Origin of the sequence: Pseudomonas sp. JH-2 (assembly GCF_036231725.1) — a bacterium.
Classification (GTDB): domain Bacteria; phylum Pseudomonadota; class Gammaproteobacteria; order Pseudomonadales; family Pseudomonadaceae; genus Pseudomonas; species Pseudomonas delhiensis.
Genome location: NZ_JAZAQP010000028.1, coordinates 1 through 15,487, shown reverse-complemented (window position 1 = coordinate 15,487; position 15,487 = coordinate 1). Strand labels below are relative to the sequence as shown.

Genomic DNA, 15,487 nt, shown 5'->3' with positions numbered 1-15,487 from the left:
GCCTCAGGCCGCGGCCTTGCGCTCGCGGATGCAGGTCGGCCCGGCGCGTTCCTCGACGGCGCTGCGCACCTCGTCGCGCAGGCCGAGCAGGAAGGCCGCCTCGGCGGCGACGAACAGCGGGCCGACGATCAGCCCCACCAGGTCGTCGACGAAGGCCGGCTTGCGTCCCTCGTACCAGTGGCCGACGAACTGGATCACCCAGCCCACCACGAACAGGCCGATGCCCCAGGCCAGCCAACTGGCGGTGGTACCCGCGGCCAGCACCGCGCCGGCCCACAGCGACAGCGCCAGGAGCACGCCCATGAGCACGCCGAAGCGCAGGTCCAGGCGCAGGTAGAACACCAGGGAGGCCAGCGCCAGCAGGGTCGCCGGGGCCAGCAGCAGGCCGCCGATCTCCAGGCCCGGGCGCGACAGCAGCACGGCGATGGACAGGACGATCATCGGGATGCCGATGAAGTGGCTGAGGATGTTGCGCCGGTCGCGGTGGTAGGCCGCGTACTGCGCCAGATGGTCGACGAGTGTTTTCATTGTTCTGTCGTTCGCGGGCAAGGTACTGGCATCATGGCTTGGACTGCCGTACCACTCTGTCAACTAGCCGACAAAGCCCATGCCCGACACCACCGACTGCCTGCAACGCATCGCCTCCGGCCGTTGGTTCCACGGCCTGCCCGCCGAACTGCGCGAAGCCCTCGGCCAGGCCGCCATCGTCCGCCGCCTGCCCGCCGGGCAGCGCCTGTTCGCCCGCGGCGACGCCCCCTGCGGGCTGTACTGCGTGGTCGAAGGCCGTATGCGCGTCGGCGCGGTGGGCGCCAGCGGCAAGGAGGCGCTGCTGGCGCTGGTGGAAGCGCCCAACTGGTTCGGCGAGATCTGCCTGTTCGACGGCCAGCCGCGCACCCACGACGCCTACGCCGAAGGCCCCACCACCCTGCTGCAGGTGCCGCTGCCGGCGCTGCAGGCGCTGCTGGCCGAGAAGCCGCAGTACTGGCGCGACTTCGCCCTGCTGATGAGCCACAAGCTGCGCCTGGCCTTCACCGTGCTGGAGGAGCAGGCCCTGCTGCCGGCCGCGCAACGCCTGGCGCGGCGCCTGCTGATGCTGGCCGCCAGCTACGGCGAGGCCCAGGCCAGCCAGCGCGAGCTGCACCTGCCCCAGGAACAGCTGGCGGCCATGCTCGGGCTGTCGCGGCAGACCACCAACCACCTGCTCAAGGAGCTGGAGGCCCGCGGCGTGCTGCGCCTGAGCTATGCCGGCATCGAGATCCTCGACGCCCACGGCCTGCGCCTGGCCGCCGGCGATCCGGCATGACGGCGTTGGCAAATCACTCTTTCGGATGGTTGCACCGGCCCGCCTAGCCGCTAGCCTGTTGCAAGCCCCGGATCACGGGGCGGGGCGCCGGGGGAGCGCGCCCCGGTTCGGCGCCCCCGCGCAGGGCGCCGGCCGGCCAGGCACGGCCGGCGCAATCCGCGAACCCGCCACGCCCATCGCCGGCGTGGCCAGGCGGCCAACAAGAACAACAGGGAAATTCCCGCCATGAACCGCAAGCATCTCCTGCAGTACCTGTTCCTGTGTCTGTTCGCTTTGTTCACCCTGCCCGCCCGGGCCAACCTGCCCAGCGACGAGCTGCAGCTGCAGAGCATGCAGGTCAACGCCTGCCGGGCCCTGGGCAGCCTGATGCTGCTGCGCGGCGAAGGCTTCCAGGAAGTCCACGCCAACCAGCTGAAGGCCGACCTGGCCGCCCTGGATGCCGCGGTCAAGGGCTACACCAAGGCCGACGACGGCCTGCGCAAGGCCTACCAGGAACTGCTGGGCCAGGTCCGCGCCGGCACCACCTACGGGCCCAGGGAAGAGGACCTGCCCTGGACCTACTCCAAGGACCTCAGCCGCGCGCTGCGCGACTTCCTCGGCCAGGTCGAGCGCTTCGTACCGCCGCCGGCCAAGCCCGGCGAGCTGCCGCTGTGGCAACTGCCGGCACGGGTGGAGTACCTCGCCGTGCAATACCTCGGCCGCGCCTACCTGGGCGGCCTGGAAATCGCCCGCGAGGCGCCGCAGAGCTACCTCGGCCAGGACGAGAGCGTGCTGCTGCCGCTGATCGACAAGGACATCGGCCGCCTGCCGCCCGGGGATGCCGAGAAGAAGCTGCACACACGCTGGAACTACCTGGGCACGGCCCTGGGCGACATGAACAGCAAGAGCAACGCCCTGGTCAGCGCCTCCGGCCGGCCCTGGGCGCCGATCATCGTCGAGCGCCACGCCCGCGAGCTGACCGACCAGCTCATGCGGCTCAGCCAGGCCCAGTGAGGCGGGCGCTTGCCCGGCGGCCCCTCAGGCCGCCGGTGCGGGCTCGCCGGCCTCGACCGCCGGCACCGCCGACGGCACGGCATGCGGGCGCGCCAGCTCGTCGCGGTCCAGCTGGGCCGCGCGCCCCACCAGCAGCGGGTCGGGGGCGTGGGCGATGGCCAGGTCCTTGCCGGGGTAGTCCAGCGTGTGCAGGAAGTGGCGCAGGCAGTTCAGCCGCGCGCGCTTCTTGTCGTCGGACTTGACCACCACCCAGGGCGCGTCGGCGGTGTCGGTGTGGAAGAACATCGCCTCCTTGGCCTGGGTGTAGTCGTCCCAGCGGTCCAGCGACTGGATGTCGATCGGCGACAGCTTCCAGTGCTTGAGCGGGTCGTCGCGGCGCGACACGAAGCGCCGCAGCTGTTCCTCGCGGCTGACCGAGAACCAGTACTTGAACAGATGGATACCGTTGCGCACCAGCATGCGCTCCAGTTCCGGCGTCTGCTGCATGAACTCCAGGTACTGGCGCGGCGTGCAGAAGCCCATCACCCGCTCGACGCCGGCGCGGTTGTACCAGGAGCGGTCGAGGAAGACCATTTCCCCCGCGGTGGGCAGGTGCTGGATGTAGCGCTGGAAGTACCACTGGCCGCTTTCGGCGTTACTGGGCTTCTCCAGGGCGACCACCCGCGCGCCACGCGGGTTCAGGTGCTCCATGAAGCGCTTGATGGTGCCGCCCTTGCCGGCGGCGTCGCGGCCCTCGAAGAGCACCACGATGCGCTGCCCGGTCTCCTTCACCCAGCTCTGCACCTTCAGCAGTTCCACCTGCAACTGCGCCTTGAGCGCCTCGTACTCCTTGCGCTGCAGGCGCTTGCGATAGGGGTAGGCCAAGGGCAGGCCGGCAGAGCCGGAATCCTCGTTGCTGCCGCGCGGCGCCATGGCCACGGTGAGGGCGACGGGGCCATGGCTCTGGGCGCGGATTTCCTCGCCGCCGCGGGTCGGCGTAGGGGCCTCCAGGGCGGCGAGGACGGGCGGGGTCTTGGTGTCGGGCTGCGGCATGGTCTCCTCCTGTGAGACGGGCGGGTAATCCCTCCACTGTGCTAGCCGCCGCGCACGGCGTTCTTGATCGACGTCAACGCCAGGCGCGCCCCGCCGGTGCTACAGCCAGCCGCGGTACTTGAACCAGAGGTAGGGGATTATCGCCGAGACCACCATGCCCACCAGCGCCATGGGGTAGCCGGCCGCCCAGGCCAGCTCCGGCATGTGCTGGAAGTTCATGCCGTACACGCTGGCCACCAGGGTCGGCGGCAGGAACAGCACCGCGGCGATGGAGAACACCTTGATGATGCTGTTCTGCTCGATGTTGATCAGGCCCAGGGTGGCATCGAGCAGGAAGGTGATCTCCGCGGACATCTTCGACTGGTAGTCGCCCAGCGAGCGCACGTCGCGCTCCACCGACTTCATGCCCAGGCGCGCCTCCTCGCTGATCCAGGCGTTGCCGTTGCCGCTCTGGCGGAAGTAGGCCAGCGGCCGGCTGACGCTGAGCAGGCTCTCGTTGAGCTTGGACAGCAGCGAGTTCATCCGCCCCAGGTGCTTGACGATCTGCTGCAGGTCGGTCTTGGGCACGCGGGAGCGGGGCAGCTCGCCGTGGTCGGTGAAGATGTCCCGCGACAGCGTGTCCAGCTGGCCCTGCACCGACTCCAGCACGTCGGCGATGCGGTCGACCACCGCGTCCATCAGGCTGACGAACAGCAGGTCGCTGGTGCCCTTGCAGCCGCTGCGCTGCACCCGCGTCTCGAAGGTGCGGAACGACAGCACGTCGGCGTAGCGCACCGTCACCAGCCACTGCGGGGTGAGCACGCAGGTGACCTCCGCGGTGGTCGGCCGGTGCTCGCGGATGCCGCTGACCACCGAGGTGGTCATGTACAGCGCGCCCTTGTTCTCGTAGAAGCGCGAGGAGTCCTCGATCTCGGCCATTTCCTCGCGGGTCGGCACGTCCACTTCGATGAAGGACTCCAGCACGCGCTCCTCCTCCTCGGTGGGGTGCAGCAGGTCGATCCACAGCGTGCCCGGCGGCATGGCCGCGCCGACCTCGCCGGCGTGGCGCTGCAGACGGTCGCCGTCGAGGGTGTAATAGGTGATCATGTCGCATCCGCGTCCTTCTGCGGCCATCCAGGTCAGCGCAGGTTGGACAACTTCCCCCGGCTGCACAAGCCCGCACGGAGCCACCCGGCATGAGCGACATCGACGACAGCGAAGAATCCTTCGCGGCGCAAACCCTGATCCAGGCCATCGAGAACCAGATCGAAGGCGGCGAACCGGCGGCGGCCCGCGCGGTATTCAACAAGCTGACCCTGGTCGGCTACGAGCGCGAGGAGGCCCTGGAGATGATGGCCATGGTGCTGGCCCACGAGATCCAGGCGATGCTCGCCGAGGACCGCGCCTTCGACGGCGCCTGGTACGAGCAGGCCCTGCGCGATCTGCCGCAGCTGCCCGGCGAGGAATGAGCTTGCCGACGGCGGGGTGGCTGTGGCTAAACTGGGGCCACATCGCCACCGAGGAGTCGCCATGGCCTTCACCCAAGAGCTGGTAGCGGAACTGGAATTGCTTGCCCTGTTCGATCTCGAGAACACCCAGGCGGGCCTGAAGATCCACCATGACGCGGGCCCGACGGCCGTCGCCGCGGCCGGGCGGCTGCACGCCAAGGGCCTGATAGACCAGCCCGACGGCGGCTACCTGACCAGCCTGGGGCTGGACGCCGCCGAACACGCCCAGGTGCTGCTGGGCATCCTCAAGCCTGCCTGAGCCGTGTGGCCGCCATCCATCGGCGGCCCTCCCCCAATCCCTTAAGGACAGCCCCGCCGCGGTCGATATACAGTGCAGAGCACAGGGTAATGGCATTCAGCCATGCCCGCCCGACAGCTGACCGCGGCAGGCCATGACCTTCACCCACGAGATTCGTCCGGACATCGACGACGGCATCGACCGCAAGGTCCTGGCGCGCCTGCGCAAGCGCTTCCTGGCGGTCAACCAGGGGCGCCTGGAGCGCGCCATGGCCGCGCTGTCGAGCCGCCAGCAGCTGGTGCTGCGCCTGTTGCCGCTGCTGCTGGACGTCAACCATCCGCTGCTGCCCGGCTACGTCTCCGGCGCCACCCCGGCGGGGCTGTGCGGCTTCGTCCCCGACGACGAGTTGCTGGCCGAGGCCCAGCGCCTGACCCGCTCGTTCGCCTACAAGCCGCGCCGCGGCGAGGCCGACCTGCCGATCCACGGGCTGTTCCTGATGGGCAGCCTGGGCACGGTGGCCCAGGAGGAGCGGAGCGACCTCGACCTGTGGGTCTGCCACGCCCCCGGGCTCGCGCCCGGCGCGGTGGCCGAGCTGCAGCGCAAGTGCGAGCTGCTGGAGCGCTGGGCCGCCAGCCAGGGCGCCGAGGTGCACTGCTTCCTCATCGACCCGCGCGGCTTCGTCAGCGGCGCGCGCAACGCCCGGCTGACCTCCGACGACTGCGGCACCAGCCAGCACTACCTGCTGCTCGACGAGTTCTACCGCACCGCCATCTGGCTCGGCGGCCGCACACCGCTGTGGTGGCTGGTGCCGGTGTACGAGGAAGGCCGCTACCGCGACTACGTCGAGCAGTTGCTGAGCAAGCGCTTCATCCGCCACGAGGAGGTCCTCGACCTCGGCCACCTGGCGCACATCCCGCCCGGCGAGTTCGTCGGCTCGGGCATGTGGCAGCTGTTCAAGGGCATCTCCTCGCCCTACAAGGCGGTGCTCAAGCTGCTGCTCAGCGAGGTCTACGCCAGCGAGCACCCGCAGGTCGCCTGCCTGGCCCTGCGCTTCAAGGCCGAGGTGTACGCCGGGCGCCTGGCGCTGGACGACCTGGACCCGTACATCCTGCTCTACCGGCGCCTGGAGGAATACCTGGCCGCCCGCGGCGAGCAGGAGCGCCTGGAGCTGGTGCGCCGCTGCCTGTACCTGAAGGTCGGCAAGAAGCTCAGCCGCCGCCCGCAGCAGGGCCGCAAGAGCTGGCAGCGCCTGCTGATGGAGCGCCTGGCCGGCGCCTGGGGCTGGGACGAGCGGGTGCTCGGCCTGCTCGACGCGCGCAGCCAGTGGAAGGTGCGCCAGGTCACCCTGGAACGCCGTGCCCTGGTCAACGAACTGACCTTCAGCTACCGCTTCCTGTCGCGCTTCGCCCGCCAGCAGCAGGCCGCCAGCGGCATCGACCCGCGCGACCTGGGCGTGCTCGGCCGGCGCCTGTACGCCGCCTTCGAGCGCAAGGCCGGCAAGGTCGAGCACATCAACCCGGGCATCGCCCCGGACCTGGGCGAAGACCTCCTCACCCTCGCCCGCCTGCCCGCCGGCAACGCCGCCGAGGGCGGTTCCTGGGCGCTGTTCCCGGGCAACCTGACCGGCGCCGAGCTGGCCGACTACGCGCCGCTCAAGCGCGCCCGCGAGCTGGTCGAGTTGCTGGCCTGGAGCCACCGCAACGGCGTGATCGACGGCGGCACCCGGCTGTCGCTGCAGCCCGGCGACAGCGACCTGAGCGAGCACGAGCTGGGCAACCTGCTGCTCGGCCTGCAACAGGCCATGCCCATGCCCCTGGAGGAAGTGGCCGAAAGCGCCCTGCTGCGCCCCAGCGCCCCCGCCAGCGTGCTGATCCTGGTGAACGTCGGCCTCGACCCGCTGCGCCAGCACAGCCAGGCCAACCTGCACATGACCAGCGGGCGCACCGACGCGCTGGGCTATTCCGGGATGCGCGACAACCTGGTGCTGACCCTCGACCAGGTCACCCTGAACAGCTGGAACGAACTGCTGGTCAGCCGCTACACCGGCCCCGGCGCGCTGCTCGACTGCCTGCGCGACTTCCTCAACGCCCTGCCCGCCGACGCCGCGCCGCCGCGCCTGCTGGTGCGCTGCTTCTGCCGCAACCGCGCGGCGGCCATCGCCCAGCGCGTCGAGGCACTGTTCCAGGACGCCTACACCCAGCTGGCCAGCGGCAACGGCGGCCGCTACCTGCTGCAGATCCGCCAGCAGTACCACCTGCTGCGCCTGCAGCCGGGCCAGGTCAGCCACCAGAGCCTGGCCGACCTGCCGGCCCTGCTCGAACACCTGGGCGAGCGCCAGGGCGCCTACAGCCCGCTGCACCTGGACCGCCACGCCCTGGAAGGCGAGGACCTGGCACTGGTGCTGCCGCTCGGCCGCCCCGGCTGCCTGCAGGTGGTCTACCGCCTGGACGAGGGCCAGGCCGCGCTCTACCTGCTGGATGAACGCAATTCCCTGTGGCACGGCCGCCAGGCCTGCGACGACGAGCAGACCCTGCTGGTGCCGCTGCAGCGCTTTCTCCAGGCCATGCTCTACCGGCGCAGCGCGCAGCTGCCGCTGGGCGAGGCGCAGCCGGTGCAGGAAATTCTTTATTACGAATTGCTACCGGCCGGCCGCGGACGGGCTCGCCGGGTGGAGCGCCGCAGCGTACCGCCGAGCGCACAGGAGCGGCCCTACTACAACGTCCAGGCGATCGTCGAGCCGGGGGCCGGGCAGCGGTCGCGCATCACCCTGTACTGCAACCACCGCGAATTCTCCGAACTGGAGTACGGCGCCGGGCTGTTCCAGGCCGTGGCCCGGCACATCCTCGCCCAGCGCCGCGGGCAGGAGCGCTACCCCTGCTACATCACCGACCTCGACCTGTCGGCGGTGGCCGCGGAGCCGGCGCTGCAGAGCATCCATTACCTGCGCTACAAGCAGCGCCTGGAAAGCGCGCTGAACCAGGCCCTGGCCGACGCCTGAGGCGCGGCCCCGGGGCCTGCGTCCATCGCCGGGAGGCCTCAGCGGTTGTAGTCGCCAGCGGCCTCGGGCTGGTAGGTGATGTCCAGCAGGCTCAGCTTGAGGGTCTTGCCGCCCGGGGCCGGCCAGTCGATGCTCTGGCCGACGGTCAGGCCCAGCAGCGCGGTGCCCACCGGCGCCAGGATGGACACCTTGCCTTCGCCGCCGGCGTCTTCCGGGTAGACCAGGGTCAGCAGGTACTCCTTGCCGCTGCCTTCCTCGCGGCAGCGCACCGTGGAATTCATGGTCACCACGCCCGGCGGCACCTCGTCGTGGCCGACCACGTTGGCGCGGGACAGCTCGGCTTCCAGCGCTTCGGCGGCGGGACCGTACTCATCCAGGCTGTCGAGCAGGCGCTCCAGACGTTGCAGGTCGAGACGGGTAACGGTGATGGACGGTGCGGTGGTCATGATGGCCGGCAGACTCCTTGGCAGTGGATCGAAAAAAGAAAAACCCCGCCCAAGGCGGGGTTTTCAGCGGACACTAACACAGTGCCGCGAATAAGCAAGGCCACCCGCTCAGGGGTACGGCCACAGCGGTTTGCGGCGCGCCAGGGCGGCCTCGACGATCTGCCGGCGGCGCGCGCCGTCGGCCTGGTTCCATTCGAGAATCTCCGCCAGGCTGCGGCCGCAGCCCAGGCAGACGTCGCCCTCGTCCAGGCAGCAGCGCCGGCAGCAGGGCGAGGGCACCGGCGCCTCAGAGGCCGGGGAACTCGACATCCGTGCCCGCCTGCTCCAGGGTCGCCCGGTTGAGCAGCGCGCCCAGCGGCTCGCGGGTGCTGTCGCTCAGCCACAGGCTGCCGGACTCGTCGTAGTCGAAGTGGAAACCGCCGGAGCGCGCCGCCACCCACAGCTGGCGCAGCACCGGCTGGCGGCTGAGGATCAGCTGGCTGCCGTTCTCGAAGCGCACGGTCAGCACGCCGCCGGAATTCTCCAGGTCCACGTCCAGGTCACTGTCATCGAAGGCGTCTTCCACCGTGGTCTGTACCTCGTCGACGAGGTCGTGGAAACGGGCTTCGCTCATGCTGCTCATGCATTGTCCTCAGGAATCTGCCAAAGGCTGCAGTGTACGCCGGTATTGCCCGAGACTCTGCCCCGTCCAGCGGCGGAAAGCCCGCGCCAGCGAGCCGGTCTCGCTGAAGCCGACCAGGCTGGCGACGTCGGCCAGCTCCAGCGCCGGGTCGCGCAGGTGGTGCAGCACCAGTTGCTGGCGCGTCTCGTCCACCAGGCGGCTGAACGACAGGCCGCTGTCGCGCAGGCGGCGCTGCAGGGTGCGCGGGCTCAGGGCCAGCTCGCCGGCCAGGGCCTCGAGGTCGACCGCCTGCTCCGGCAGGCGCTCGGCCAGGCACTGGCGGGCCCGCTCGAGCACGCCGTCGCCACGGCGGATGCTCTCCAGCAGGCGCCCGGCGTAGGCGTCGAGGGTACGCTGGATCTGGCTGTCGGCCTGCTCCAGGGGCAGCGCCAGCAGGCGCCGGGGGAACACCAGGGCGTTGTCCGCCTGGCCGAACAGCACCGGGCAGCGGAAGATGCGCCGGTGCTCGGCGATGTCGGCCGGCGCCGGGTGGCGGAAGCGCACCTCCAGCGGTGCCTGGTCGCGGCCGCTGATCCAGTGGCCGAAACGCAGCCAGCAGGCCAGGGTCTCCTCCGCCAATTGGCGCTGCTGGCGCGGCAGCAACGGCTCCCAGCTGTGCCGCACCAGCGGCTCGTGGCCGGCGCGCGGCGGCTCATCGGCCAGTTCGACGCGGCCCAGGCTGCCCACCAGCTCGGCGTAGCGGGCCTGGCGGTGCAGGGCGTCGCCGAGGGTCGCGCAGCTCATCAGCAGGTAGCCGAGCACGCCGAAGTGGCCAGGGCGCACCGCCTCGCCCAGGTGCAGGCCGAGGTCGGCGTCGCCGCTCAGCGCCAGGCCCAGCTCCAGCAGGTCGACATAGACGCTGGCGGCGATGCGCGCCTCGCGCTGGTCGAGGACCGCCGGGTCGAGCTGGACGCCGGCCAGCAGCCGCTGCGGCGCCACGCCGCGACGTTCGAGGTGGTCCACCAGGCCCTGCACGTAGGCGATGGAGATGGAGCCGGCGAGTGGGACGGGGGCTTGCATGGATCCTCCGTTTTTTCCTTCAGATGCTAGGGGCTGGCGGGGGCTGATCGCAAACCGCGTTGCTGCGAAAAATGTCGTCAGGCTAGACGCGGGACGCCGGGAATGGTCGCCCCTTGCCAAGTCCCGCAACGACGCATGGCGACATTTTCCGCGCAACCCGAAGGGACGGGACTGTTCCGGCGCGCCGCCGCCCATCCATCGTATGACTGCGCGACGGGGTCGCGGCAGGTGCCGTACTCGCGCTGGAACAGGCGCCGTCGCGGCTGCGAGCAGCCCCCGCCAGCCCCTTTGCAAGGCCCGCCGGGCGGGAGCCTGGTTGCATAGGCAAGGCGCCGGGGGGCCGGTATACTCCGGGGCAATTACGCTTTGATCACAAGGATTCCGCCATGAAGCGACTGCTTCTTCCCTTCGTCGCGCTCGCCGTGCTCAGCGCCGCGCTCGCCGGCTGCGGCCAGAAAGGCCCGCTGTACCTGCCGGACGACCAGCAAGCCCAAAGCAAGCACAGCAAGGACCGCTACGGTCTGTAAGGGAGCAGCACATGGAGGCATTCAACGTCCGTGACGGGCAACTGTTCGCGGAAGGCGTGGCGTTGTCGGCCATCGCCGAGCGCTTCGGCACGCCCACCTACGTCTACTCGCGCGCTCACATCGAGCAGCAGTTCCGTTCCTATACCGACGCCCTGCAGGGCCTGCCGCACCTGGTCTGCTTCGCGGTCAAGGCCAACTCCAACCTGGCCGTGCTGAACGTCCTGGCGCGCCTGGGCTCGGGCTTCGACATCGTCTCGCGCGGCGAGCTGGAACGCGTGCTGGCCGCCGGCGGCGACCCGGCCAAGGTGGTGTTCTCCGGCGTCGGCAAGACCCGCGAGGACATGCGCCGCGCCCTGCAAGTGGGCGTGCACTGCTTCAACGTCGAATCCACCATGGAGCTGGAGCGCCTGCAGGAAGTGGCCGCGGAACTGGGCGTCAAGGCGCCGGTGTCGCTGCGGGTGAACCCGGACGTGGACGCCCAGACCCACCCCTACATCTCCACCGGGCTGAAAGAGAACAAGTTCGGCGTCGACATCGACGATGCCGAGGCCATCTACGCCCGCGCCGCCGAGCTGCCGAACCTGGACGTGAAGGGCGTTGACTGCCACATCGGCTCGCAGCTGACCCAGCTCGAGCCCTTCCTCGACGCCCTCGACCGCCTGCTGGCGCTGGTCGACCGCCTGGCCGCGCGCGGCATCCTCATCCGCCACCTGGACCTGGGCGGTGGCCTGGGCGTGCGCTACCGCGACGAAACCCCGCCGCCGGCCAGCGACTACATCCGCGCCATCCGCGAGCGCCTGGGCAGCCGCCAGCTGACCCTGGTGTTCGAGCCGGGCCGCTACATCGTGGCCAACGCCGGCCTGCTGCTGACCCGCGTGGAGTATCTCAAGCACACCGCGCACAAGGACTTCGCCATCATCGACGCGGCGATGAACGACCTGATCCGCCCGGCGCTGTACCAGGCCTGGATGGAAGTCAGCCCGGTCGTCCCGCGCGCTGGCGAGAAACGCACCTACGACCTGGTCGGCCCCATCTGCGAGACCGGCGACTTCCTCGCCAAGGGCCGCGAGCTGGCCCTGGAGGAAGGCGACCTGCTGGCGGTGCGCTCGGCTGGCGCCTATGGTTTCGTCATGAGTTCCAACTACAACACCCGCGGCCGCGCCGCCGAGGTGCTGGTGGATGGCGAGCGGGCCTTCGAGGTGCGCCGCCGCGAGACCGTCCAGGAGCTTTACGCCGGCGAAAGCCTGCTGCCGGAGTGAGGCCGAGACCATGTTACTGCGCTTCACCAAGATGCACGGGCTGGGCAACGACTTCATGGTCCTCGACCTGGTCAGCCAGCACGCCCACGTGCTGCCCCGCCACGTCAAGACCTGGGGCGACCGCAACACCGGCGTCGGCTTCGACCAGCTGCTGATCGTCGAGCCGCCGGGCACCCCCGACGTCGACTTCCGCTACCGCATCTTCAACGCCGACGGCAGCGAAGTGGAACAGTGCGGCAACGGTGCGCGCTGCTTCGCCCGCTTCGTGCTGGACAAGCGCCTGACCATGAAGAAGACCATCCGCGTCGAGACCAAGGGCGGCATCATCGAGCTCAGCGTCGCCAACGACGGCCAGGTCACCGTGGACATGGGCGCGCCGCGCCTGGCGCCGGAACAGGTGCCCTTCGTCGCCGACGCCGAGGCCACCAGCTACACCGTGGACGTCGACGGGCAGAGCGTCGAACTGGCCGCCATCTCCATGGGCAACCCCCACGGCGTGCTGCGGGTGGACAACGTCGACACCGCCCCGGTGCGCACCCTGGGCCCGCAACTGGAGGTGCACCCGCGCTTCCCGGCCAAGGCCAACATCGGCTTCCTGCAGGTGCTCGACGCCAACCATGCGCGCCTGCGCGTGTGGGAACGCGGCGTCGGCGAGACCCTGGCCTGCGGCACCGGCGCCTGCGCCGCCGCGGTGGCCGGCATCCGCCAGGGCTGGCTGCGCTCGCCGGTGCAGATCGACCTGCCGGGCGGCCGCCTGAACATCGAGTGGGCAGGCCCCGGCCAGCCGGTTATGATGACCGGGCCCGCCGTGCGGGTGTACGAAGGCCAGGTCCGCCTGTAACCCGAGACGCCAAGCCGAGACGCCCATGACCGAGAACAGCCCGGAACACCGCCCGCCGCTGGATGCCGAACAGGTCGCCGAGTACCTGCGCCAGCATCCCGAATTCTTCGTCGAGCACGACGAGCTGATCCCGGAGATGCGCATCCCCCACGAGAGCGGCAACGCCGTCTCGCTGGTGGAGCGCCAGGTGCGCCTGCTGCGCGAGCGCAACATCGAGATGCGCCACCGCCTGGCGCAGCTGATGGACGTGGCCCGCGACAACGACCGGCTGTTCGACAAGACCCGCCGCCTGGTGCTCGACCTGCTCGACACCACCAGCCTGGAAGACGTGGTCAGCACCGTGGAAGACAGCCTGCGCCACGAATTCCAGGTGCCCTACGTCAGCTTCATCCTGTTCAGCGACAACAACCTGCCGGTGGGCCGCTCGGTGAGCAGCGCCGAGGCGCACCAGGCCATCGGTGGCCTGCTCTCCGGCGGCAAGACCGTGTGCGGCGTGCTGCGCCCCCACGAGCTGGCCTTCCTGTTCGGCGAAGCCGAGCGCGACGGCGTCGGCTCGGCGGCGGTGGTCTCGCTGAACTACCAGGGCCTGCACGGCGTGCTGGCCATCGGCAGCCCGGACCCGCAGCACTACAAGAGCTCCCTCGGCACCCTGTTCCTCGGCTACGTGGCCGAGGTCCTGGCCCGCGTCCTGCCGCGCTTCTCCACGCCGCTGCGGTCGGTACGCTAGAAAGGCGGCGGCAAGCCTCAAGTTTCAAGCCGCAAGCAGAGCGACGCGGTGGAAGCCGGGCTTTTCACTTGGAGCTTGAAGCTTGAAGCTTGTAGCTGACATCGATGCCTTTCTCGAACACCTGCGCAGCGAGCGCCAGGTGTCCGCGCATACCCTCGCCGGCTACCAGCGCGACCTGCTCAAGGTGGTGGCGCTGTGCGAGAAGAACGGCATCGCCGACTGGGCCGACCTGCAGGTGCGCGAGCTGCGCGCGCAGGTCGCCCGCCTGCATGCACAAGGCCTGGCCAGCCGCAGCCTGGCGCGGCTGCTCTCGGCGGTGCGCGGGCTCTACCAGTACCTGATCCGCGAGGGCCGCTGCCGGCACAACCCCGCCGACGGCCTGGCCGCGCCCAAGGCCGCGCGCAAGCTGCCGCGCACCCTCGATGCCGACCGCGCCGGGCAACTGCTCGACGGCGCCCTGGAGGACGACTTCATCGCCCGCCGCGACCAGGCCATGCTGGAGCTGTTCTACTCCTCCGGCCTGCGCCTGTCCGAACTGGTCGGCCTGGACCTCGACGGCCTGGACCTGTCCGCCGGCCTGGTGCGGGTGCTCGGCAAGGGCAACAAGGTCCGCGAGCTGCCGGTGGGGCGCGCCGCGCGCCAGGCCATCGAGGACTGGCTGCCGCTGCGCGAGCAGGCCCGCCCGGCCGACCGCGCGCTGTTCGTCGGCCACAGCGGCAAGCGCCTGACGCCGCGCGCCGTGCAGCTGCGCGTGCGCCAGGCCGGCGTGCGCGAGCTGGGCCAGCACCTGCACCCGCACATGCTGCGGCATTCCTTCGCCAGCCATATCCTGGAATCCTCCCAGGACCTGCGCGCGGTGCAGGAGCTGCTCGGCCACGCCGACATCGCCACCACGCAGATCTACACCCACCTGGACTTCCAGCACCTGGCCAAGGTCTACGACCAGGCCCACCCCCGCGCCCGGCGCGGCAGGAAAGACAGCGATACAGGAGCCGAGGAATGAGTATCCAGCTGGTCACCTTCGACCTCGACGACACCCTCTGGGATGTCGCCCCGGTGATGAACAGCGCCGAGGCCACCCTGCGCGAGTGGCTGGCGGCGAACGCCGCGCAGCTCGGCCCGGTGCCCATCGAGCACCTGTGGGCGATCCGCGCACGGCTGATGCAGCAGGACCCGATGCTCAGGCACCGCCTGAGCGAACTGCGCCGGCGCATCCTCCTGCACGCCCTGCTCGACGCCGGTTATCCACAGGCGGAAGCGGCGGACCTGGCCGAGGCCGGTTTCCAGGTCTTCCTCCACGCGCGCCACCAGGTCAGCCTGTTCCCCGAAGTGCACCCGACACTGGAAGCCCTGGCCAACCGCTTCATCCTCGGCGTGCTCACCAACGGCAACGCCGACGTGCGCCGCCTGGGCCTGGCCGACTACTTCCAGTTCGCCCTGTGCGCCGAGGAACTGGGCATCGGCAAGCCCGACCCGAAACCCTTCCAGGAAGCGCTCAAGCGCGCCGGCGTGGCACCGCAGCAGGCAGTGCACATCGGCGACCACCCCAGCGACGACATCGCCGGCGCCCGCCGCGCCGGCCTGCAGGCCATCTGGTTCAACCCGGCGCGCAAGGCCTGGGAGGGCGAGGAAGCCCCCAGCGCGATCATCCACAGCCTCGCGGAACTGCCCGGGGTGCTGGCGCGCCTGTAGGGCGGATGACGCCCCAGGCGATATCCGCCGTTTCCGCGAACTCGGAAACCCAATTGGCTTGAGGCTTGGTGTAGCGCGCCGCACCGAGTGCGTTGATATCTCTCGTTTCGCCCCCTCGGGCGAGTCCCTTTTGTCAAACGCCACAAAAGGAACCAAAAAGGCTTGCCCCGACATACGGGCCCGATGAAGCCGGGCTACCCTCGCGAATTCCCCCGCCACGGAGGCCCGCCCCGACAGCACGTCCCTGTGCTGATCGGGGCTCT

Annotated in this window: 18 protein-coding genes; 11 read left to right on the top strand and 7 right to left on the bottom strand. The window is 70.2% G+C overall.

Features of this window, described 5'->3' with window-relative positions; genetic code table 11:
- Positions 1-3: 3 nt before the first annotated feature.
- Positions 4-528, bottom strand: a complete 525-nt coding sequence (locus tag VV867_RS18885; protein ID WP_328567263.1) for an Mpo1 family 2-hydroxy fatty acid dioxygenase — start codon at positions 526-528, stop codon at positions 4-6.
- Positions 529-607: 79 nt separating this feature from the next.
- On the opposite strand from VV867_RS18885, the gene VV867_RS18880 reads away from it, so the two are divergent.
- Both VV867_RS18880 and VV867_RS18875 read left to right on the top strand, forming a co-directional pair.
- Positions 608-1,303 (top strand): Crp/Fnr family transcriptional regulator, encoded by a 696-nt coding sequence (locus VV867_RS18880; RefSeq protein WP_275628267.1) that lies wholly within the window; start codon positions 608-610, stop codon positions 1,301-1,303.
- A gap of 225 nt (positions 1,304-1,528) precedes the next feature.
- Complete coding sequence (locus VV867_RS18875) at positions 1,529-2,296, top strand: hypothetical protein (protein ID WP_328567262.1); 768 nt, start codon at positions 1,529-1,531, stop codon at positions 2,294-2,296.
- Positions 2,297-2,320: 24 nt separating this feature from the next.
- Here VV867_RS18875 and ppk2 read toward each other — a convergent pair whose 3' ends face one another.
- Together ppk2 and VV867_RS18865 are read right to left on the bottom strand one after the other, a co-directional pair.
- Positions 2,321-3,208, bottom strand: coding sequence for a polyphosphate kinase 2 (gene ppk2 / locus VV867_RS18870; protein ID WP_328567290.1), 888 nt, complete (start codon positions 3,206-3,208; stop codon positions 2,321-2,323).
- Between the two features lie 219 nt (positions 3,209-3,427).
- On the bottom strand, positions 3,428-4,414 hold the full coding sequence (locus VV867_RS18865) for a magnesium transporter CorA family protein (RefSeq protein WP_109932711.1): 987 nt from the start codon (positions 4,412-4,414) through the stop codon (positions 3,428-3,430).
- 89 nt (positions 4,415-4,503) lie between these two features.
- Between VV867_RS18865 and VV867_RS18860 the strand changes: the two genes are divergently transcribed.
- The 3 genes from VV867_RS18860 (at position 4,504) to VV867_RS18850 (ending at position 8,051) form a co-directional block, all read left to right on the top strand.
- Positions 4,504-4,776, top strand: coding sequence for a hypothetical protein (locus VV867_RS18860; RefSeq protein ID WP_109932713.1), 273 nt, complete (start codon positions 4,504-4,506; stop codon positions 4,774-4,776).
- 61 nt (positions 4,777-4,837) lie between these two features.
- Positions 4,838-5,074, top strand: coding sequence for a TIGR02647 family protein (locus VV867_RS18855; RefSeq protein ID WP_109932715.1), 237 nt, complete (start codon positions 4,838-4,840; stop codon positions 5,072-5,074).
- Between the two features lie 133 nt (positions 5,075-5,207).
- Positions 5,208-8,051 (top strand): class I adenylate cyclase, encoded by a 2,844-nt coding sequence (locus VV867_RS18850; protein ID WP_328567261.1) that lies wholly within the window; start codon positions 5,208-5,210, stop codon positions 8,049-8,051.
- 38 nt (positions 8,052-8,089) lie between these two features.
- Here VV867_RS18850 and rnk read toward each other — a convergent pair whose 3' ends face one another.
- The 4 genes from rnk to VV867_RS18830 all read right to left on the bottom strand — a co-directional run bounded on the left by rnk (position 8,090) and on the right by VV867_RS18830 (position 10,178).
- Entirely contained in the window at positions 8,090-8,497 is a 408-nt protein-coding gene (rnk, locus tag VV867_RS18845) for a nucleoside diphosphate kinase regulator (RefSeq protein ID WP_109932719.1), read from the bottom strand.
- 108 nt (positions 8,498-8,605) lie between these two features.
- Positions 8,606-8,806, bottom strand: coding sequence for a DUF1289 domain-containing protein (locus VV867_RS18840; RefSeq protein ID WP_328567260.1), 201 nt, complete (start codon positions 8,804-8,806; stop codon positions 8,606-8,608).
- Positions 8,784-9,119 (bottom strand): iron donor protein CyaY, encoded by a 336-nt coding sequence (gene cyaY, locus VV867_RS18835; protein WP_109932722.1) that lies wholly within the window; start codon positions 9,117-9,119, stop codon positions 8,784-8,786. The genes VV867_RS18840 and cyaY overlap by 23 nt, the downstream gene beginning before the upstream one ends.
- 9 nt (positions 9,120-9,128) lie before the next feature.
- Positions 9,129-10,178 carry an AraC family transcriptional regulator gene (locus tag VV867_RS18830; protein WP_109932724.1) on the bottom strand — a complete coding sequence of 350 codons (1,050 nt, stop codon included), beginning with the start codon at positions 10,176-10,178 and terminating at the stop codon, positions 9,129-9,131.
- A gap of 386 nt (positions 10,179-10,564) precedes the next feature.
- Between VV867_RS18830 and lptM the strand changes: the two genes are divergently transcribed.
- From lptM to VV867_RS18800, 6 genes are all read left to right on the top strand, one after another.
- Positions 10,565-10,705, top strand: coding sequence for an LPS translocon maturation chaperone LptM (gene lptM / locus VV867_RS18825; RefSeq protein WP_009614052.1), 141 nt, complete (start codon positions 10,565-10,567; stop codon positions 10,703-10,705).
- A gap of 11 nt (positions 10,706-10,716) precedes the next feature.
- The gene (gene lysA / locus VV867_RS18820) at positions 10,717-11,964 is read left to right on the top strand and encodes a diaminopimelate decarboxylase (protein WP_109932728.1); all 1,248 of its coding nucleotides are present in this window, start codon (positions 10,717-10,719) and stop codon (positions 11,962-11,964) included.
- Between the two features lie 10 nt (positions 11,965-11,974).
- Positions 11,975-12,805 (top strand): diaminopimelate epimerase, encoded by an 831-nt coding sequence (gene dapF, locus VV867_RS18815; protein ID WP_109932730.1) that lies wholly within the window; start codon positions 11,975-11,977, stop codon positions 12,803-12,805.
- 25 nt (positions 12,806-12,830) lie between these two features.
- A complete protein-coding gene (locus tag VV867_RS18810; protein WP_089390804.1) occupies positions 12,831-13,532 on the top strand; it encodes a DUF484 family protein in 702 nt (233 codons plus the stop codon).
- Between the two features lie 82 nt (positions 13,533-13,614).
- Positions 13,615-14,535 carry a tyrosine recombinase XerC gene (xerC, locus tag VV867_RS18805; protein ID WP_328567259.1) on the top strand — a complete coding sequence of 307 codons (921 nt, stop codon included), beginning with the start codon at positions 13,615-13,617 and terminating at the stop codon, positions 14,533-14,535.
- A complete protein-coding gene (locus VV867_RS18800; RefSeq protein WP_328567258.1) occupies positions 14,532-15,224 on the top strand; it encodes an HAD family hydrolase in 693 nt (230 codons plus the stop codon). The genes xerC and VV867_RS18800 overlap by 4 nt, the downstream gene beginning before the upstream one ends.
- The last annotated feature ends 263 nt before the right edge of the window (positions 15,225-15,487 follow it).